Annotated in this window: 14 protein-coding genes; 8 read left to right on the forward strand and 6 right to left on the reverse strand. The window is 61.9% G+C overall.

The window, feature by feature from the left end:
* Positions 1-35: 35 nt before the first annotated feature.
* Entirely contained in the window at positions 36-2039 is a 2004-nt protein-coding gene (locus tag PSAKL28_RS24810; protein ID WP_038615501.1) for a BCCT family transporter, read from the reverse strand.
* 420 nt (positions 2040-2459) lie between these two features.
* Here PSAKL28_RS24810 and betI point away from each other — a divergent pair, with 420 nt between their 5' ends.
* From betI to trxC, 7 genes are all read left to right on the forward strand, one after another.
* The gene (gene betI / locus PSAKL28_RS24815; RefSeq protein ID WP_038615503.1) at positions 2460-3125 is read left to right on the forward strand and encodes a transcriptional regulator BetI; all 666 of its coding nucleotides are present in this window, start codon (positions 2460-2462) and stop codon (positions 3123-3125) included.
* Positions 3126-3155: 30 nt separating this feature from the next.
* A complete protein-coding gene (betB, locus tag PSAKL28_RS24820; RefSeq protein WP_038615505.1) occupies positions 3156-4628 on the forward strand; it encodes a betaine-aldehyde dehydrogenase in 1473 nt (490 codons plus the stop codon).
* Positions 4629-4707: 79 nt separating this feature from the next.
* Positions 4708-6405, forward strand: coding sequence for a choline dehydrogenase (gene betA, locus PSAKL28_RS24825; RefSeq protein ID WP_038615507.1), 1698 nt, complete (start codon positions 4708-4710; stop codon positions 6403-6405).
* A gap of 233 nt (positions 6406-6638) precedes the next feature.
* A complete protein-coding gene (locus tag PSAKL28_RS24830; RefSeq protein ID WP_038615509.1) occupies positions 6639-8381 on the forward strand; it encodes a potassium/proton antiporter in 1743 nt (580 codons plus the stop codon).
* Between the two features lie 39 nt (positions 8382-8420).
* Positions 8421-11780, forward strand: a complete 3360-nt coding sequence (gene mscK / locus PSAKL28_RS24835; RefSeq protein WP_038615511.1) for a mechanosensitive channel MscK — start codon at positions 8421-8423, stop codon at positions 11778-11780.
* A 58-nt stretch (positions 11781-11838) separates the two neighbouring features.
* A complete protein-coding gene (gene selO, locus PSAKL28_RS24840; RefSeq protein WP_038615513.1) occupies positions 11839-13299 on the forward strand; it encodes a protein adenylyltransferase SelO in 1461 nt (486 codons plus the stop codon).
* Positions 13300-13425: 126 nt separating this feature from the next.
* Complete coding sequence (gene trxC / locus PSAKL28_RS24845; protein ID WP_038615515.1) at positions 13426-13860, forward strand: thioredoxin TrxC; 435 nt, start codon at positions 13426-13428, stop codon at positions 13858-13860.
* Here the strand turns inward: trxC and PSAKL28_RS24850 are convergent.
* Both PSAKL28_RS24850 and PSAKL28_RS24855 read right to left on the reverse strand, forming a co-directional pair.
* Complete coding sequence (locus PSAKL28_RS24850) at positions 13857-14630, reverse strand: ParA family protein (protein WP_038615517.1); 774 nt, start codon at positions 14628-14630, stop codon at positions 13857-13859. The two genes, trxC and PSAKL28_RS24850, sit on opposite strands and share 4 nt — an antisense overlap.
* 80 nt (positions 14631-14710) lie before the next feature.
* A complete protein-coding gene (locus tag PSAKL28_RS24855; protein ID WP_038615519.1) occupies positions 14711-15604 on the reverse strand; it encodes a LysR family transcriptional regulator in 894 nt (297 codons plus the stop codon).
* 153 nt (positions 15605-15757) lie between these two features.
* On the opposite strand from PSAKL28_RS24855, the gene PSAKL28_RS24860 reads away from it, so the two are divergent.
* A complete protein-coding gene (locus PSAKL28_RS24860; RefSeq protein ID WP_257011915.1) occupies positions 15758-16987 on the forward strand; it encodes an MFS transporter in 1230 nt (409 codons plus the stop codon).
* Positions 16988-17048: 61 nt separating this feature from the next.
* Here PSAKL28_RS24860 and PSAKL28_RS24865 read toward each other — a convergent pair whose 3' ends face one another.
* From PSAKL28_RS24865 to hemE, 3 genes are all read right to left on the reverse strand, one after another.
* Positions 17049-17396: a YgiW/YdeI family stress tolerance OB fold protein gene (locus PSAKL28_RS24865; protein ID WP_038615523.1), complete on the reverse strand. Its 348-nt coding sequence runs from the start codon at positions 17394-17396 to the stop codon at positions 17049-17051.
* A gap of 60 nt (positions 17397-17456) precedes the next feature.
* Entirely contained in the window at positions 17457-17993 is a 537-nt protein-coding gene (locus tag PSAKL28_RS24870; protein WP_051939560.1) for a cytochrome b, read from the reverse strand.
* A gap of 185 nt (positions 17994-18178) precedes the next feature.
* Positions 18179-19243: a uroporphyrinogen decarboxylase gene (gene hemE / locus PSAKL28_RS24875; RefSeq protein ID WP_038615528.1), complete on the reverse strand. Its 1065-nt coding sequence runs from the start codon at positions 19241-19243 to the stop codon at positions 18179-18181.
* Between the last annotated feature and the right edge of the window lie 60 nt (positions 19244-19303).

The raw sequence follows: 19303 nt of genomic DNA on the forward strand, positions 1-19303 counted from the left end.
CACGAGCAGGACCCCTTGCGGTGAATCAGCTGTTATCAGCTGTACACACGGCCCAGCAATTGGCGATGGCTCTCGAACTGGTCGAGTACATCACGGGTGATCTGGTCGGGCGTGAAGCCCATCAGGTCGTATTCCTGGCTGCCGTTGTGCAAGTACACCTCGGCACGGTAGAAGCGCTGGCGCACTTCGCTTTCACCTTCGACCGGTGCCTCGCTTGGCGCGGCCAGGTAGCCGTCCAGGCTCACTTCGTAGACGAAAGGGTTACCCTCTTCCATCATCACCCGCAGGCCCATGGTCGAGCGCGACTGACCGACGCGGGTCTCCACCTCAACGCCCAGGTTGCGCAGCTGCACGGCAGCTTCCTTCAGTGCCGGGCTGACCTGCTTGTCCATGAAGCGCTGAACCATCGCCTGGGTCGGCTGCAGGTCGAGCTGGCTCAGGCGCTCGCTGAAGCCGCGGCGACCGCGGGCTGCAAGCTCGGCTTGTTCCTGCTCGATCTGGCTGTCCTGCTTCATGGCCTTGTACAGGCCGAACATGAACAGCACCAGCACCACCGAGAACGGCAAGCCAGCCAGTACCACCATGGTCTGCATGGCAGCGAAGTTGCCGGCGAACAGCAGACCGATGGTCACCAGGGTGATCACCACCGACCAGAACACCACCATCCAGTGCGGCGCGTCCTCGTCGACCTGGCCGCCTTTGCACGACAGGTTGGCCATCATCACCGCGCCAGAGTCGGCCGGGGTGAGGAACAGCACGAAGCCGACGAATACCGCTACACCAATGACAATCTTGGCCGCCGGGAAGAATTCCAGCAGTTGGTAGATCGACATCGACGGCTGCTCGAGGGCGGTCTTGCCCAGCTCCACGGCGCCATGGTTCATCACCAGGTCCAGCGCGGTGTTGCCGAAGATCGACAGCCAGGCCAGGGTGAAGCCCAGCGGGATCAGCAGGACCCCGGCCACCAGTTCACGCACGGTGCGGCCCTTGGAGATACGGGCGATGAACATGCCGACGAACGGGCCCCAGGAAATCCACCAGGCCCAGTAGAAGACGGTCCACAGCCCCAGCCAGCGCTCGGACTTGCCCGCCTCGCTTTCGTAGACATAGAGATCGAAAGTCTTCAGCACGATGCCGTTGAGGTAGTCGCCGATGTTCTGCACGAAACCGTTGAGCAGGTGCAGGGTGTCACCGGCCAGCAGGACGAAGATAAGCAGACCGCTGAACAGGATGATGTTCAGGTTCGACAGGCGGCGAATGCCGTTCTCCACGCCGGACACTGCGGCCACAGTGGCCACGGTGGCCATGACCAGGATCACGATCAGCAGGTTGGTCTTGCTGTGGTCCATGCCGAACAGGTATTCCAGGCCCGAGGCCACCTGCATCGAACCGATACCGAGGTTGGTCACCAGCCCCAGCAGCGTCACGAACATGCCGAAGATGTCCACCGCGTGACCGGCGCCACCCTTGACCCAGCGCTCACCCATCAGCGGATACAGCGCCGAGCGCAGTGCCAGCGGCTGGTTGTGACGGTAGGCGAAGTAACCCACGGCCAGACCGACCAGGGCGTAGATCGCCCAGCCGTGCAGGCCCCAGTGCAGGAAGGTCAGCTGCAGGCCCTGGCGCGCAGCCTCGGCGCTGGCCGAGGTGCCTTCTGGCGGGTTGAAGTAGTGGTCCAGCGGCTCAGAAGCGCCGAAGTACAACAGCGAGATGCCGATACCCGAGGAGAACAGCATGCCGGCCCAAGCGCCGTAGCTGAAGTCGGGTTTGTCGTCCTTGCCGCCAAGCTTGAGCTTGCCGAAGCTGGAGAAGGCCAGGACGACCACGAATACCAGGTAGCCGCCGATCACCAGCATGTAATACCAGCCGAAGCTGCGTGTCAGCCAGGTCTGGGCAACGTTGAGCACTTCGCCGGCTTTTTCCGGTACCGCGATAAGCAAGGCAGTCAACACGAGGATCAGCAACGCGGAGGTGATGAACACCACGCGGTTGACCCGGACCCTCTCAGTAGGGGTCTTGGTAAGGGAGGCAGAACTCATTGCACGTAGGCTCCGGGCAGTGCGAGAGAAACGAAACGACCTTTGCCTGAGCAAATGGTGCAATAGCCCCACTGCGTCAGGTGTTATAAAAGCACCTTGGAAAACCGTGATCCCGAATCGATTGCGTTGAAAAAAAACAGAACGAAAACCCCGCTCCGAGGGTTGACCGTGCAGTCCTCGACCGCTCGGCAGATCTGTTCAACGCGCCGCTTACACCCGTCAACACCTTGTATTTCGGGGGTTCCACGCCTTTTTGGGGTGCCAATTTGGGCCAGCTGACGGCAGGAAAAACCTGTCAATGGCACAGATTGTCGCAGAGCTTATTCTTTGTTGATTGAACGTTCAATCAAAACAAAATAGACTGGCCTTCGCCGAGGCAGCCGCTCGTCGACTGCTCGCAGGCCTGAGGAGATTTGCAAGATGCCCAAGGTCGGTATGCAACCCATCCGCCGCCAGCAGTTGATCGAAGCCACTTTGCTGGCCATCGACCAGGTCGGCATGGGTGACGCCAGCATTGCGCTGATCGCCCGTTTGGCCGGTGTGTCGAATGGCATCATCAGTCACTACTTTCAGGACAAGAACGGCCTGATCGCAGCGACCATGCGGTATTTGATGAGCGTGCTGAACGAGAACGTCGTCGCCAACCGGCAGGCGCTCAAGGACAACACCCCGCGTGCCCACCTGCAGGTGATCATCGAAGGCAACTTCGACGCCAGCCAGGTCAACGGCCCGGCAATGAAAACCTGGTTGGCCTTCTGGGCCTCCAGCATGCACCAGCCGTCTTTGCACAGGTTGCAGCGGATCAACGATCACCGCTTGTATTCCAACCTGTGCTGCCAGTTCCGCCGCGCCCTGCCGTTGCCTGAAGCACGCAGCGCGGCCCGCGGGCTGGCAGCGTTGATCGACGGTCTGTGGCTGCGCGGTGCGTTGTCCGGAGACGCCTTCGACACCGACCAGGCGAAACAAATCGCTTACGAATACATGGATCTACAACTGGCGAAGCAGACGAGCCTGGACACATACACCCAGGCCTCTGAACCACTACGCGCCGCAATTGCCAAACAGGCAGGAGCGTCGCTCGGATAGCCAAAAACACAATGCACTTGCGAGGACACTATGGCCCGTTTCGAACTGCAAAAACTCTACATTGATGGTGGTTATGTCGACGCTTCCAGCGACGCTACCTTCGACGCCATCAACCCGGCCAACGGCGAAGTCCTCGCTCAGGTGCAACGTGCCACTCAAGCAGACGTCGAGCGCGCAGTAGAAAGCGCCGAGCGTGGCCAGAAAGTCTGGGCGGCGATGACTGCCATGCAGCGTTCGCGCATCCTGCGCCGCGCCGTCGACATCCTGCGCGAGCGCAACGATGAGCTGGCCGCCCTGGAAACCCTGGACACCGGTAAGTCCTACTCGGAAACCCGCTACGTCGACATCGTCACCGGTGCTGACGTACTGGAATACTACGCAGGCCTGGTGCCCGCCATCGAAGGCGAGCAGATCCCGCTGCGCGACAGCTCGTTCGTCTACACCCGCCGCGAGCCGCTGGGCGTGACCGTCGGTATCGGCGCCTGGAACTACCCGATCCAGATCGCCCTGTGGAAATCCGCACCCGCCCTGGCGGCCGGTAACGCGATGATCTTCAAACCGTCGGAAGTCACCTCGCTGACCACCCTGAAACTGGCCGAAATCTACACCGAAGCCGGCCTGCCAGACGGCGTGTTCAACGTTCTGACCGGCAGCGGCCGTGAAGTCGGCACCTGGCTGACCGAGCACCCACGCATCGAAAAAATCTCCTTCACCGGCGGCACCACCACCGGCAAGAAGGTCATGGCCAGCGCCTCGAGCTCGACGCTCAAGGAAGTCACCATGGAACTGGGCGGCAAGTCGCCACTGATCATCTGCGACGACGCCGACCTCGATCGCGCCGCCGACATCGCCATGATGGCCAACTTCTACAGCTCGGGTCAGGTCTGCACCAACGGCACCCGCGTCTTCATCCCTGCCTCGATGAAAGCGGCCTTCGAAGCCAAGATCGCCGAGCGTGTTGCCCGTATCCGCGTTGGTAACCCTGAAGACGAAAACACCAACTTCGGCCCGCTGGTCAGCTTCGCCCACATGGAAAGCGTGCTGGGCTACATCGCCAAGGGCAAGGAAGAAGGCGCACGCGTACTGTGCGGCGGCGAGCGTCTGACCGACGGTGAATTCGCCAAGGGCGCGTTCGTGGCTCCGACCGTGTTCACCGATTGCCGTGACGACATGACTATCGTCAAGGAAGAAATCTTCGGCCCAGTAATGAGCATCCTCTCCTACGAGAGCGAAGAAGAAGTCATCCGTCGCGCCAACGATACCGAGTACGGCCTGGCCGCCGGTGTCTGCACCAACGACATCAGCCGCGCCCACCGCATCATCCACCAGCTGGAAGCCGGTATCTGCTGGATCAACGCCTGGGGCGAGTCGCCTGCTGAAATGCCGGTTGGCGGCTACAAGCAGTCCGGTGTCGGCCGTGAAAACGGCGTGAGCTCGCTGGCTCAGTACACTCGCATCAAGTCGGTACAGGTCGAGCTGGGCAACTACAACTCGGTGTTCTAAGCACCCCTGTAGCCGCGCCCGGTCCGCAAGGCCCGGGCGCTCCCGCTTTCCTGTCTACCGCCAAAATGAGGGAACAGAAATGTCCCATGAATTCGATTACATCATCGTCGGTGCTGGCTCTGCCGGTAACACACTGGCGACCCGCCTGACCGAAGACGAAGGCGTTACCGTCCTGCTGCTCGAAGCCGGTGGCCCGGACTACCGCGCCGACTTCCGCACCCAGATGCCGGCTGCCCTGGCCTTCCCACTGCAGGGTCGCCGCTACAACTGGGCCTACGAGACCGATCCCGAGCCGCACATGGACGGCCGCCGGATGGAATGCGGTCGCGGCAAGGGCCTGGGTGGCTCGTCGCTGATCAACGGTATGTGCTACATCCGTGGCAACGCCATGGACTTCGACGGCTGGGCAGAACTGCCAGGCCTGCAGGACTGGACCTACCTGGACTGCCTGCCGTACTTCCGCAAAGCGGAAACCCGCGACATCGGCGCCAACGACTACCACGGTGGCGAAGGCCCGGTCAGCGTGACCACGCCCAAAGCCGGCAACAACCCGCTGTTCCACGCCATGGTCGAAGCCGGCGTGCAGGCCGGTTACCCGCGCACCGAAGACCTCAACGGCTACCAGCAAGAAGGCTTCGGTCCGATGGACCGTACCGTGACGCCTAAAGGCCGTCGCTCCAGCACCGCCCGCGGCTACCTGGACACCGCCAAGAAGCGCTCGACCCTGACCATCGTCACCCACGCCCTGACCGATCGCGTCGTGTTCGACGGCAAGCGAGCGATTGGCGTGACCTACCTGGTCGGTGCCAGCGAAGAGCGCGTGGAAGCCCGTGCGCGTAAAGAAGTCATCGTCTGCAGCGGCGCCATTGCCTCGCCGCAACTGCTGCAACGCTCCGGCGTCGGCCCGGCCGAACTGCTGAAAAGCCTGGACATTCCGGTGGTCCACGACCTGCCGGGCGTCGGCGAAAACCTCCAGGACCACCTGGAACTGTACCTGCAGTACGCTTGCACCCAGCCGGTGTCTCTGTACCCGTCGCTGCTCTGGTACAACCAGCCGGCCATCGGTGCCGAGTGGCTGTTCAACGGTACTGGCATCGGCGCCAGCAACCAGTTCGAGGCCGGTGGTTTCATCCGTACCCGTCCAGAATTCAAATGGCCGAACATCCAGTACCACTTCCTGCCGGTTGCGATTAACTACAACGGCAGCAACGGCGTACAGGAACACGGCTTCCAGGCGCACATGGGTTCGATGCGTTCGCCTAGCCGCGGTCGTATCCAGGCCAAGTCGAAAGACCCGCGCCAGCACCCGAGCATCCTGTTCAACTACATGGCTACCGAGCAGGACTGGCAGGAATTCCGTGACGGCATCCGCCTGACCCGCGAAATCATGGCCCAGCCGGCGCTGGACCCTTACCGTGGTCGCGAGATCAGCCCGGGTGCCGACGTGCAGACCGACGAAGAACTGGACACGTTCATCCGCGAGCACGCCGAAACCGCGTTCCACCCGTCCTGCTCGTGCAAGATGGGTACCGACGACATGGCGGTGGTCGATGGCCAGGGTCGCGTGCATGGCATGCAGGGTCTGCGTGTGGTCGATGCCTCGATCATGCCGATCATCATCACCGGCAACCTCAACGCCACCACGATCATGATCGCCGAGAAAATCTCCGACAAGATCCGTGGCCGCCAGCCGCTGCCGCGTAGCACTGCCAAGTACTACGTTGCCAATGACGCACCGGTCAAAGGCAAAGCGATGCGTGAAGTGAAGCAGGCCTGATGCATCGCGGGGCAAGCCCGCTCCCACCATGGTTGTGTTTAACCTGTGGGAGCGGGCTTGCCCCGCGATAAGGCCCGCCAAAGCAACACAAATCAGGCACCCGATGGGTGCCTTTTTTGTGCCTGCGATTAACCCTTTACAGCCCGCCAACTCCTCAGGTTAGAATCCTTGGCACGCGACCTGCTTATCCACAGCAAACCGCCCCCTTCCTGCTTTTCCCCGGAGTACTGCCTTTGGATGCGTCCACCATCAATAGCCTGTTCTTGATCGGCGCATTGCTGGTAGGTGCAAGTATTCTGGTCAGCTCACTGTCATCACGGCTGGGCATCCCGATCCTGGTCATCATCCTCGCCGTCGGCATGCTCGCCGGCGTGGATGGCGGCGGCATCATCTTCAACAATTACCCGACCGCCTATCTGGTGGGCAACCTGGCGCTGGCGGTGATCCTCCTCGACGGCGGCTTGCGCACGCGCGTGGCGAGTTTCCGCGTGGCCCTGTGGCCGGCGCTATCGCTGGCCACGGTCGGCGTGCTTATTACCACCGGGTTGACCGGCATGGTCGCCGCCTGGCTGTTCGACCTGAGCCTGATCCAGGGCCTGCTGATCGGTGCCATTGTCGGCTCCACCGACGCCGCCGCGGTGTTCTCGCTGCTCGGCGGCAAAGGGCTGAACGAACGGGTAACCGCGACCCTGGAGATCGAATCGGGCAGCAACGACCCGATGGCGGTGTTCCTTACCGTCACCCTCATCGACATGATCGCCAGCGGCCAGACCGGCCTGCACTGGAGCCTGCTCACCCACCTGCTGCGCGAGTTCGGTATCGGCGGCCTGATGGGCCTCGGTGGCGGCTGGCTGATGCTGCAGTTGGTCAACCGCATCAACCTGGCGGGCGGCCTCTATCCGATCCTGGTGATTGCCGGTGGCCTGGTAGTGTTCTCCCTGACCAACGCCTTGCACGGCAGCGGCTTCCTCGCCGTGTACCTGTGCGGCCTGGTGCTGGGCAACCGGCCGATCCGCAGCCGCCACGGCATTCTGCACATGCTCGACGGCATGGCCTGGCTGGCACAGATCGGCATGTTCCTGGTCCTCGGCCTGCTGGTCACCCCGCATGACCTGCTGCCCATCGCCCTGCCCGCCCTGGGCCTGGCGCTGTGGATGATCATCTTTGCCCGGCCGCTGTCGGTGATTGCCAGCCTGCTGCCGTTCAAGGCCTTCCACGGTCGTGAGAAAGCCTTTATCTCCTGGGTCGGCCTGCGCGGCGCGGTACCGATCATTCTCGCGGTGTTCCCGTTGATGGCCGGCCTGCCCGATGCCCAGCTGTTCTTCAACCTGGCGTTCTTTATCGTCCTGGTCTCGCTGTTGGTGCAAGGCACCAGCCTGCCGTGGATGGCCAAGCTGCTCAAGGTCACGGTGCCACCCGACCCGGCGCCGATCTCGCGCTCGGCCCTGGAAGTGCACATCACCAGCGAGTGGGAACTGTTCGTCTACCGCCTCGGTGCGGAAAAATGGTGCATCGGCGCCGCCCTGCGTGAGCTGAAAATGCCCGAAGGCACGCGTATCGCCGCCCTGTTTCGTGGCCAGCAACTGCTCCATCCGTCGGGAAGTACCACCCTGGAAGTCGACGATCTGCTGTGCGTGATCGGCCACGAACACAACCTGCCGGCCCTCGGCAAGCTGTTCAGCCAGGCCCCGCAACGCGGTCTGGATTTGCGCTTCTTTGGTGACTTCGTGCTCGAAGGTGACGCAGAACTGGGGGCTGTAGCGGCGTTGTACGGTTTGCAGCTCGACGGCCAGGACCCGCATATGCCGCTCAGCCGCTTCATCGCCCAGAAGGTTGGCGGTGCGCCGGTGGTCGGTGACCAGATCGATTGGAACAACACCCTGTGGACGGTGGCTGTGATGGAGGGGAACAAGATCAGCAAAGTGGGCGTCAAATTCCCCGAAGGAACTCGACCGGGCCCCGGCTTGTTCCTTTAAACTCAAAACTTCGCCCCTGGTTGCAAGAATTTTCTGCCTATGTCTCTGCGCACCTCCATATGCGCAGCCCTGCTCGGGCTGTGTCTGTCACTCTCCTACGCCTGGGCGGCAGAACCGCCAACCCGTGCGTCCATCCAACACAGCCTGGACAAGATCGCCGAGCGCAAACTGCCGGAGGCCGAGCAAAAGGCCCTGCAGCAGGTCCTCGAACAGACCTTGACCTTCCTCAGCACCAAGGAAGACAGCGAGAAAAAGCTCGTCGCCCTCAAGCAGCAGCTCAGCGATGCGCCGCGCCAGACCAGCGAAAATCAGCGCGAGCTGGTCAAGCTCAATGAAAGCAAGGTGGTCGCCGTCGCCCAGCGCTATGCCGCGCTGAGCGTACCGCAACTGGAACAGTTGCTGGCCGAGCGCACCACCGAGCAAGGCGAACTGCAAAAAGCCCTGTCTGAAGCCAACAGCCTGACCATCACCTCGCAGACCCGCCCGGAGCGGGCCCAGGCTGAAATCAGCGCCAACCAGACCCGCGCCCAGCAAATCAACACCAGCCTCAAGCTCGGCAAGGATGGAGGTAAACCGCTGACCGCCGACCTGCGCAACCAGCTCAATGCCGAACTGGCGGCGATCAATGCCGTAACCCTGCTGCGCCGCCAGGAACTGGCCGGCAACAGCCTGCTGCAAGACCTGGGCAACAGTCAGCACGACCTGCTGATCGAACGCGCCACGCGCCTGGAACAAGAAATCCAGGACATGCAGACGCTGATCAACCAGAAACGCCTGGCCCAGTCGCAACAGACCGTTACCGAGCAGTCCATCGAAGCGCAGAAGGCCGGCGGCAGCACCTTGCTGGCCACCGAAAGCGCCGCCAACCTGAAGCTCTCCGATTACCTGCTGCGCAGCACCGACCGCCTCAACGAGCTGACCCAGCAGAACCTCAAGACCAAACAACAACTGGACAGCCTGACCCAGGCCGACCAGGCCCTGGATGAGCAGATCAGCGTGCTCAAGGGCAGCCTGTTGCTGTCAAAGATCCTCTACAAGCAGAAACAGGCACTACCGCACCTGAAAGTCGACCGCAACCTCGCCGACCAGATCGCCGATATCCGCCTGTACCAGTTCGAGATCAACCAGCAGCGCGAACAGATCACCAGCCCGAGCAGCTACGTCGACAAACTGCTGGCCAATCAGCCTGAGGAAAACGTCACTCCGCAGCTGCGCAAAGCCTTGCTGGAAGTGGCGATCACCCGCAGTGACCTGCTGGAGCGGCTGAATCGCGAACTGAGCGCCCTGCTCAACGAATCCATCACCCTGCAACTGAACCAGAAACAGTTGCTGAGCACCTCGCAGAGCTTGCGCACCACCCTCGACGAGCAGATGTTCTGGATCCCGAGCAACAAGCCACTGGACCTGGAATGGCTGGGTACGGTGCCTGAGCGCCTGAAAAAGCAACTGATCAGCCTGCCCTGGGGTTCCGGAATCAAGGAGCTCGGCGACGGCCTGACCCAGCGCCCGCTGCTGTTCCTGCCCTTGCTGCTGTTGATCGGCGCTCTGCTGTGGCGGCGCAAGTACCTGTATGGCCGATTGAACAAGGTTCACCAGGACGTCGGCCACTTCAAGCGTGACAGCCAGTGGCACACGCCTCAGGCCATTCTAATCAACATTCTCCTGGCCATGCCCCTGAGCCTGGGCCTGGCCCTCTGCGGCCTGGCCCTGCAGATCGATGCCCGCGGGCAGAACGCCAACCTCGGTGCCGCGCTGTTTCAGATCGCCCAGGCCTGGCTGGTGTTCTACACCGCGTACCGGATACTGGCGCCAGGCGGCGTGGCTGAACTGCATTTCCGCTGGGACAAGCCGCAAGTCGAGTTCCTGCGCCGCTGGATTCGCCGCCTGGGTGCGGTAGTACTGGCGCTGGTCGGCGTTGTCGCGGTGGCAGAGCATCAACCCTCGGCGCTGGCCGACGACGTGCTCGGCATTGGCGTGGTGCTGACCTGCTATGCCCTGATGACCTGGCTGCTCAGCCGCCTGCTGCTCAGCAGCCCGGCACATCGCAATACCTCGCTGTTCCGCCAGGCTGTGGGCGTGGCCTTCACCGCCCTGCCGGTCGCCTTGTTCATCGCCGTGTGCTTCGGCTACTACTACACCGCGCTGAAGCTCACCGACCGCCTGATCGATACCCTCTACCTGCTGATGTTCTGGCTGGTGATCGAGGCCGCGTTCGTTCGTGGTCTGGCCGTTGCCGCCCGACGCCTGGCTTACCAGCGGGCGCTGAGCAAGCGTCAGGCAACCACCAAGGAAGGCCTCGATGGCGAAGTGATTGTCGAAGAGCCGACCCTGGACATCGAACAGGTCAACCAGCAGTCCCTGCGCCTGATCCGCCTGGCGCTGCTCGGCGGCTTCATCGGTGCGCTGTACTGGGTCTGGTCCGACCTGATCAGCGTGGTGGCCTACCTCGACAACATCACCCTGTACGAGTACACCAGCGGCACCGGCGCAGCCATGAGCATGGTGCCGATCAGCCTCAGCGATATGCTCGGCGCCTTGGTGATCATCGGCATTACCTTCGCGCTGGCGCGCAACTTGCCGGGCCTGCTCGAAGTACTGGTGCTGTCGCGCCTGAACCTGGCCCAGGGCAGCGCCTACGCCACCACCACCCTGCTGTCCTATGTGATTGCCGGGGTCGGCTTCGTCTCCACGCTCTCGGCCCTCGGCGTCAGCTGGGACAAACTGCAGTGGCTGGTGGCTGCGCTGTCGGTGGGCCTGGGCTTCGGCATGCAGGAGATCTTCGCCAACTTCATCTCCGGCATCATGATCCTGTTCGAACGTCCGGTACGGATCGGCGACACCATCACCATCGGCAACCTGTCCGGCACGGTAAGCAAGATCCGTATCCGTGCCACGACCATTACCGACTTCGACCGCAAGGACATCATTGTCCCGAACAAGACCTTCATCACCGGGCAACTGATCAACTGGTCGCTGACCGACACCATCACCCGCGTCACCCTCAAGCTCGGTGTCGACTATGGCTCGGACCTGGACCTGGTGCGCACCCTGCTGCTCAAGGCCGCCAACGACAACCCGCGGGTGCTCAAGGAACCGGAACCGATTGTCTACTTCCTGAACTTCGGTGAAAGCACCCTGGACCATGAACTGCGCATGCACGTGCGCGACCTCGGTGACCGCAACCCGGTACTCGATGAGATCAACCGCTTCATCAACAAGGAATTCAAGAAGCAGAAGATCAACATCTCGTTCCGGCAGATGGAGATCTACCTGAAGAACATGCAAGGCCAGGAGTACAAAATGGTCCCGGTGGAGAGCATGGACAAGACCGTGAGCGTGACCAAACCGCTGGTTGACGGCGACAAACCGAACGACGCGGCATCCGGTAAAACCACCTGACTGGACGCCGACGGCCATACCCTTGCAGAATGATCGGATATTCTGCTGGAGATGGCCGTTGAAAGCCCTCGACGAACTGACCTTCGACAACCGTTTTGCTCGCCTCGGCGACGCCTTTTCTACCTCGGTGCTACCTGACCCGATTGCCGAGCCACGCCTGGTGGTGGCCAGCGAGGCCGCCATGGCCTTGCTGGACCTGGAGCCGACCGAGGCGCACTCGCCGATGTTCGCCGAGCTGTTTGGCGGCCACAAGCTGTGGAGCGAGGCCGAGCCGCGGGCGATGGTTTATTCCGGACACCAGTTCGGCGGCTATAACCCGCGCCTGGGCGATGGCCGCGGCCTGCTGCTGGGCGAGGTCTACAACGACGCTGGCGAGCATTGGGACCTGCACCTCAAGGGCGCGGGAGAAACGCCCTACTCGCGCATGGGCGACGGCCGTGCGGTACTGCGCTCGTCGATCCGCGAGTTCCTCGCCAGCGAAGCTCTGCACGCCCTGGGCATCCCCAGCAGCCGCGCCTTGTGCGTGATCGGCTCAAGCACACCGGTCTGGCGTGAAACCCAGGAGCGCGCGGCGATGCTCCTGCGCCTGGCGCCGAGCCATGTGCGCTTCGGGCATTTCGAGTATTTCTATTACACCCGCCAGCCTGAACAGCAGCGGATCCTCGCCGAGCATGTGCTGAGCCTGCATTTTCCCGAGTGCCAGACCGAACCCGAACCGTACCTGGCGATGTTTCGCAGCATCGTCGAGCGCAACGCCGAACTGATCGCCCTGTGGCAGGCCTATGGCTTCTGCCACGGGGTGATGAACACCGACAACATGTCGATCCTCGGCATCACCTTCGACTTCGGCCCGTTCGCCTTCCTCGACGACTTCGACGCCAACTTCATCTGCAATCATTCCGATGACCAAGGCCGCTACAGCTACAGCAACCAGGTACCCATCGCCCACTGGAACCTCAGCGCCCTGGCGCAGGCGCTGACGCCGTTCATCAGTGTCCCGGCGCTGCAGGAAACCCTGGCGCTGTTCCTGCCATTGTACGAAGCCCATTACCTGCACCTGATGCGCCGACGCCTGGGCTTGCTGCGCGCAGAGGAGGACGACAAGGCACTGATCGAGCGCCTGCTGCAACTGATGCAGCCCGGCGCGGTGGATTACACCCTGTTCTTCCGCAAGCTGGGCGACCAGCCCGCCGAACAGGCGCTGCAGGTGGTACGCGATGACTTTGTCGACCTGGCCGGTTTCGACCGCTGGGCCGTGGATTACCTGGCCCGCATCGCTCGTGAACCCGACAACGCCGAAGGCCGTCGCGAGCGTATGCACGCGGTCAATCCGCTGTACATCCTGCGCAATTATCTGGCCCAGCGCGCCATCGAGGCCGCTGAAGGCGGTGACTACGAAGAAGTGCGGCGCCTGCATCAGGTGCTGTGCAAGCCGTTCGAGGAGCAGCCGGGAATGCAGGCCTATGCCGAACGACCGCCGGAGTGGGGCAAGCATCTGGAGATCAGTTGCTCGTCCTGACCCGGTAGGAGCGGGCTTGTTGTGGGAGCGGGCTTGCCCCGCGATGCTCTGTAACTGACAAACCGCAATCGCGGGGCAAGCCCGCTCCCACAGACAGCCGCCCCACAGCCAAATCCTGGAGTACCGATGACCGATCCACTGCTAATACCCTGCCCGCACTGCAACGGCCTGAACCGCATCCCCGCTGAGCGCCTCGGCGATACGCCAAAATGCGGCCGCTGCAAGAACCCGGTGCTACTGAGCAAGCCCTTCGACCTCAAGCAAGGCGACTATGCCAGCCAGATCAAAGGCGACCTGCCGTTGTTGATCGACGTCTGGGCCGACTGGTGCGGGCCATGCAAATCCTTCGCGCCAATCTTCGAACAGGCTGCCAGCCAGTTGAGCGGGCGCTGCCGCCTGGCCAAGCTGGACAGCGAGGCCAATCAGCAACTGGCGGGGCAACTGGCAATTCGTTCGATTCCCAGCCTGATCCTGTTCAAGAACGGTAGGGAAGTGGCGCGCCAGAGCGGTGCATTTCCACTCCAGCAGCTACTGGAGTGGTTACGCAGCCAGGGGATCTAGGCGTTTTCTTCCAGCAGTGCGTGCAACTCGACAAACTGCTGGGTCAGCTTGTGCCGGGGCTCCAGGTGGATCAACGGCAGGTTGGCCTGGTGCGACTCGCGCATCTTCACCGAACTGTTGAGGTACACCGGTAGCACCGGCAGACCTTCAGCCAGCAGCTCGTCGAGCATCTGCTGCGGCAGGCTGGCCCGGGCCTGGAACTGGTTGACGACAATGCCTTCGACTTGCAGGTCTTCATTGTGGTCTTCCTTGAGCTCTTCGATTTCGGCCAGCAGGCCGTACAGCGCCTGGCGGGAAAAGCTGTCGCAATCGAAGGGAATCAACACGCGATCAGCAGCGATCAGCGCAGAAACCGCGTAAAAATTCAGGGCTGGCGGGGTATCCAGATAGATCCGGTCGTAGTCCTCTTCCAGCTCGTCGAGCAGTTTGCGCAGCTTGTTGATCTTGTGCTTGGCCTCAAGCTTGGGCTGCAGGTCGGCCAGCTCGGCGGTGGCGGTCACCACATGCAGGTTGTCGAAGGGGGTTTCGTAGATATCGACCTTGTTCTTCTTGGCAAACGGCCCGGATGACAGGGTCTGCTTGAAGAAATCGGCAATGCCCATGGGAATGTCCTCGCCGGTCAGCCCGGTGAGGTACTGGGTCGAGTTGGCCTGGGCATCCAGGTCGATCAGCAAGGTTCGATAGCCTTCATTGGCACTCACTGCCGCCAGGTTGCAGGCAATGCTCGATTTGCCCACACCACCTTTCTGATTGAACACCACGCGCCGCATGGAAAGACCTCCGTGTATCTGGGAATGACCGAGTATGTCGGCGCAGCGCCGGTTTAGCCAGCACCATCCAGCCCCTCAAATCAATGAATCGGCTTACCGCACAACAATGCTGCAAAGGTGTCGGCCATCACCGACGACGATTCACGCCGCTGCACCAGCCATACCGCCGTGTCCGCGCCCTCGTCGAGCAGTTCGCGGTACACCACGCCATCGATGCGCATGCGCTGGAACGAGGCCGGCAATACCGACACCCCCAGGCCCGCTGACACCAAACCGATGATGGTCATCGCCTCGCCAGCCTCCTGGGCAAAGTGCGGACTGAAGCCCGCCTGCCGGGCCAGGCTCAACAACTGCGCGTACAGGCCGCTGCCGTAACTGCGCGGAAAGAACACGAACGGCTGCTCGGCCAGCGCCGCCATGTACAACCCGCCTTCACTACCCTGGGCCAGCGGATGCGCAGCGTTGATTACCGCGACCAAGGGCTCACGGAACAACTCCGTGGCCACCAGGCTTTCCGGCAGAGCCAAGGGCCGTATCAGGCCGACTTCAATACTTTCATCGAGCACCGCGTCGGCCACCGCCTGACTGCTCATCTCCTTGAGATTCAGGTGCACGGCCGGAAACCGTTGGCGAAAGGCGTAGATCGCTTTAGGGATCGTGGAGTTGAAAGGCGCCGATGAGGTGAAGCCAATCTTCATCTCGCCCAGCTCACCCAGCTGCGCACGGCGGGCGACATCGGCGGCCTTGTCGACCTGGGCCAGCACCAGGCGTGCCTCTTCGAGAAACAGGCGCCCCGCCTCACTGAGTTCGACACGACGATTGGTCCGCTCGAACAGACGCGCCCCAAGCTCCTGCTCCAGGGCCTGGATTTGCTGGCTCAAGGGCGGTTGAGAAATCCCCAGGTTCTGCGCCGCCCGGCCAAAATGCAGCTCTTCGGCGACAGCAATGAAGTAACGCAGGTGGCGCAATTCCATGGCAACTCCAATAGGTCGTAAAACCTCTTAAACATGTCGAACAATATATTGGAAATGATCATTAGCCAGCTATATGCTTTTTTCACTGCCTGACAGGCCGTAGCGCCCCCGAGGTCATCCGTGAAAACTGCTGTTGCTCCACACGTCCACGAACTGCCCCCCGCCCCGCTCGACGAGAGCGTCGCAAGCCTGAACGAACGCTGGATCGAAAAGGGCACCCCGGCCTTTTTGCGTACCGTACTGGCGCTGTTCTGCGGCGGCTTTGCCACCTTTGCCCTGCTCTACTGCGTGCAGCCGATGATGCCGCTGCTGTCCCAGGAATTCTCCATCAGCGCTGCGCAAAGCAGCCTGATTCTCTCGGTCTCGACCGGCATGCTGGCGGTCGGCCTGCTGATCACCGGGCCCATCTCGGATCGCATCGGGCGCAAGCCGGTGATGGTGTTTGCCCTGTTCTGCGCGGCCCTGTGCACCCTCGTCAGCGCGCTGATGCCCAGCTGGCACGGCGTGCTGCTGAGCCGTGCGCTGCTGGGGCTGTCGCTGAGCGGCCTGGCGGCCGTGGCGATGACGTATCTGAGCGAAGAGATCCATCCACAGCACATTGGCCTGGCCATGGGCCTGTATATCGGTGGCAACGCCATTGGCGGCATGAGCGGTCGCCTGATCACCGGGGTTCTGATCGATTTCGTCAGCTGGCACACGGCACTGCTGGTGATTGGCAGCCTGGCCCTGATCGCGGCAGTAGTGTTCTGGAAAGTGCTGCCCGAGTCGCGAAACTTTCGCCCGCGCTCACTGCACCCGCGCAGCCTGCTGGAGGGTTTTACCCTGCACTTTCGCGATGCCGGACTGCCCTGGCTGTTCCTCGAAGCCTTCCTGCTGATGGGCGCCTTCGTCACCCTGTTCAACTACATCGGCTATCGCCTGCTGGCCGAGCCTTATCACATGAGCCAGGTGTTGGTCGGCTTGCTGTCGGTGGTCTACCTGTCGGGCATCTACAGCTCGGCGCAGATCGGTGCCCTGGCCGACAAACTGGGGCGGCGCAAAGTGTTCTGGGGCACCATCCTGCTGATGTTCAGCGGCCTGCTGCTGACCTTGTTCAGCCCCTTGCTGCTGGTGATCGTCGGCATGCTGGTGTTCACCTTCGGCTTCTTCGGCGCGCACTCGGTGGCCAGTAGCTGGATTGGCCGGCGCGCGACCAAAGCCAAAGGCCAGGCGTCATCGTTGTACCTGTTCAGTTACTACGCGGGATCGAGTGTGGCCGGGACGGCCGGTGGGGTGTTCTGGCACCTGGGTGGGTGGAACGGGATCGGGCTGTTCATTGGCAGCTTGCTGGTGGTGGCGTTGCTGGTGGCACTGCACTTGAGCCGGTTGCCGGTCAAAGCCTGAATGCCATCGCGGGGCAAGCCCGCTCCCACCGGTGGGAGCGGGCTTGCCCCGCGATGCTCTATTAGTTAACTACCTCAACCAGATCAACATCCACTTCACGGCTCATCAAGTGCTTCTCGACTTCACCGGTCAGCTTGACCTTGGTCTTCTCGCTGAAGGCCACTGGCGGCATGTCTTCATTGTCGATTTCGACTTTGATGGTGCCGGTGCTGTCCTTGAATTCGTACTTGTCATCGTTGTTCAGCTTCTTCACCACGAAGCCTTGCAGCACCACCGGGGTGTCGTCGGCAGCATCGTTGGCTGCGGATACGGTGGTCACCGGCTGAGCACCTGGACCGGTATAACCGGCTGCCAGAGCAGCGGTACTGAACAAAGGGGCAAGCAGCAGAGCGAGGTAGCGGGTTTTCATGAGTCTTGTCCATTTCAAGTTTTGATGGGCCCAGCATAACCATCGCAACTGAATTCAAACTTAATCGCCCCAGCCCTTGATGTTGATCTGCATACGCCGCAGCACCCGGCGACCGCAACACTCATGCCAGATGACCGCCAGGATATGCCCCGCAACCAACAACGCCAGCACAAGCGAGGAAAGCCGGTGCAGCAGGTTGAACCCTTCCAACCATTCAGGCGCGTGCAGGAGTTGCGGAATCTGTACCCAACCGAACAGATCGATGGGCCGCGTCATCATCAGCACGCCGGTCAGCAGCACCAACGCGGTTACGCCATACAGCAGAAGATGGACGATACGCGCCAGTCCAGCGGGCTCCCCTACCCTTGGTGGGGCCGTCCAACGCAACCAGCAGCGCATCACGAACAGCGGAATGAACAACGTGGTCAGCGCCACATTGAAGTCGGCAATCGCCTGGCTCAACGGGGTATGCATTGCAAACAGCAGTACATAGCCAGCGCTAAGCAGGGTCCATAGGATGACCCCGGCCGACAGCCAGTGCAGCAGCACCTGCATCCCCGGATACCGCTGTGTACACGCCTGAAAATCATATTGCATGAATGACTCGTCCTCTCGCTCCTGAGCCGCCACCGGCGGATGAACAAGAGGGTATGGGAATCGTCAAACTGGCCCAGCCGGAGCGATTTCCCCCAAGCCCTGCAAATCCCCAAAGCGCTTGCCTTTACGGCGCACAAACAAAAACGCCCGACACAAAGTCGGGCGTTTTCTTACATCACTCACTCTCAGACGTGATACTGCGCCGACAGCTCGTGCACGGCGTTGATGAACGCGCCTGCGTGCTCCGGATCGACTTCCGGAGTAATGCCGTGGCCGAGGTTGAAGACATGACCGGTGCCATGGCCATAGCTGGCCAGGATGCGCCCGACTTCGCCACGGATGGCTTCAGGCTTGGCGTAGAGCACGGTCGGGTCCATGTTGCCCTGCAGGGCGACCTTGTTGCCGACACGCTGGCGGGCTTCGCCGATGTCGCAGGTCCAGTCCAGGCCCAGCGCGTCGGCGCCGGCGTCGGCGATGCTTTCCAGCCACAGGCCACCATTCTTGGTGAACAGGATGACCGGTACCTTGCGTCCTTCATGCTCGCGAATCAGGCCGCTGACGATCTTGCGCATATAGGCCAGGGAGAACTCCTGGTAGGCCGCTGCCGACAGGTTGCCACCCCAGGTGTCGAAGATCTGCACGGCTTGCGCACCGGCGAGGATCTGACCGTTGAGATAGCTGATGACCGACTGCGCCAGCTTGTCGAGCAGCAGGTGCATGGCCTGCGGGTTGTCGTAGAGCATGGCCTTGGTCTTGCGGAAGTCTTTCGACGAGCCGCCTTCGACCATGTAGGTGGCCAGGGTCCACGGGCTGCCGGAGAAGCCGATCAGCGGCACACGGCCGTTGAGCTCGCGGCGGATGGTGCTGACCGCGTCCATCACGTAGCCGAGGTCTTTCTGCGGATCAGGGATCGGCAGTGCTTCGATGTCGGCCAGGGTGCTGATGACCTTCTTGAAACGCGGGCCTTCGCCGGTTTCAAAGTACAGGCCCTGGCCCATGGCGTCGGGGATGGTGAGGATATCGGAGAACAGGATCGCGGCGTCCAGCGGGTAGCGGTCCAGCGGCTGCAGGGTGACCTCGCAGGCGAACTGCGGGTTCATGCACAGGCTCATGAAGTCACCGGCCTTGGCGCGGCTGGCGCGGTACTCCGGCAGGTAGCGGCCGGCCTGGCGCATCATCCACACTGGGGTAACGTCTACAGGTTGCTTGAGCAGGGCGCGCAGAAAACGATCGTTCTTCAAGGCAGTCATGTCGGCATCCGGAAAAAAAGTGCGGGCATTTTCTCAGACACCAACGGAAAAGGCACGGTA

Origin of the sequence: Pseudomonas alkylphenolica (assembly GCF_000746525.1) — a bacterium.
GTDB lineage: Bacteria > Pseudomonadota > Gammaproteobacteria > Pseudomonadales > Pseudomonadaceae > Aquipseudomonas > Aquipseudomonas alkylphenolica.

What these genes read in the sequence shown, in the direction of transcription:
- PSAKL28_RS24810 (WP_038615501.1), bottom strand. Translation starts at nt 2,039, where the DNA reads ATGAGTTCTGCCTCCCTTACCAAGACCCCTACTGAGAGGGTCCGGGTC.
- betI (WP_038615503.1), top strand. Translation starts at nt 2,460, where the DNA reads ATGCCCAAGGTCGGTATGCAACCCATCCGCCGCCAGCAGTTGATCGAA.
- betB (WP_038615505.1), top strand. Translation starts at nt 3,156, where the DNA reads ATGGCCCGTTTCGAACTGCAAAAACTCTACATTGATGGTGGTTATGTC.
- betA (WP_038615507.1), top strand. Translation starts at nt 4,708, where the DNA reads ATGTCCCATGAATTCGATTACATCATCGTCGGTGCTGGCTCTGCCGGT.
- mscK (WP_038615511.1), top strand. Translation starts at nt 8,421, where the DNA reads ATGTCTCTGCGCACCTCCATATGCGCAGCCCTGCTCGGGCTGTGTCTG.
- trxC (WP_038615515.1), top strand. Translation starts at nt 13,426, where the DNA reads ATGACCGATCCACTGCTAATACCCTGCCCGCACTGCAACGGCCTGAAC.
- PSAKL28_RS24850 (WP_038615517.1), bottom strand. Translation starts at nt 14,630, where the DNA reads ATGCGGCGCGTGGTGTTCAATCAGAAAGGTGGTGTGGGCAAATCGAGC.
- PSAKL28_RS24855 (WP_038615519.1), bottom strand. Translation starts at nt 15,604, where the DNA reads ATGGAATTGCGCCACCTGCGTTACTTCATTGCTGTCGCCGAAGAGCTG.
- PSAKL28_RS24865 (WP_038615523.1), bottom strand. Translation starts at nt 17,396, where the DNA reads ATGAAAACCCGCTACCTCGCTCTGCTGCTTGCCCCTTTGTTCAGTACC.
- PSAKL28_RS24870 (WP_051939560.1), bottom strand. Translation starts at nt 17,993, where the DNA reads ATGCAATATGATTTTCAGGCGTGTACACAGCGGTATCCGGGGATGCAG.
- hemE (WP_038615528.1), bottom strand. Translation starts at nt 19,243, where the DNA reads ATGACTGCCTTGAAGAACGATCGTTTTCTGCGCGCCCTGCTCAAGCAA.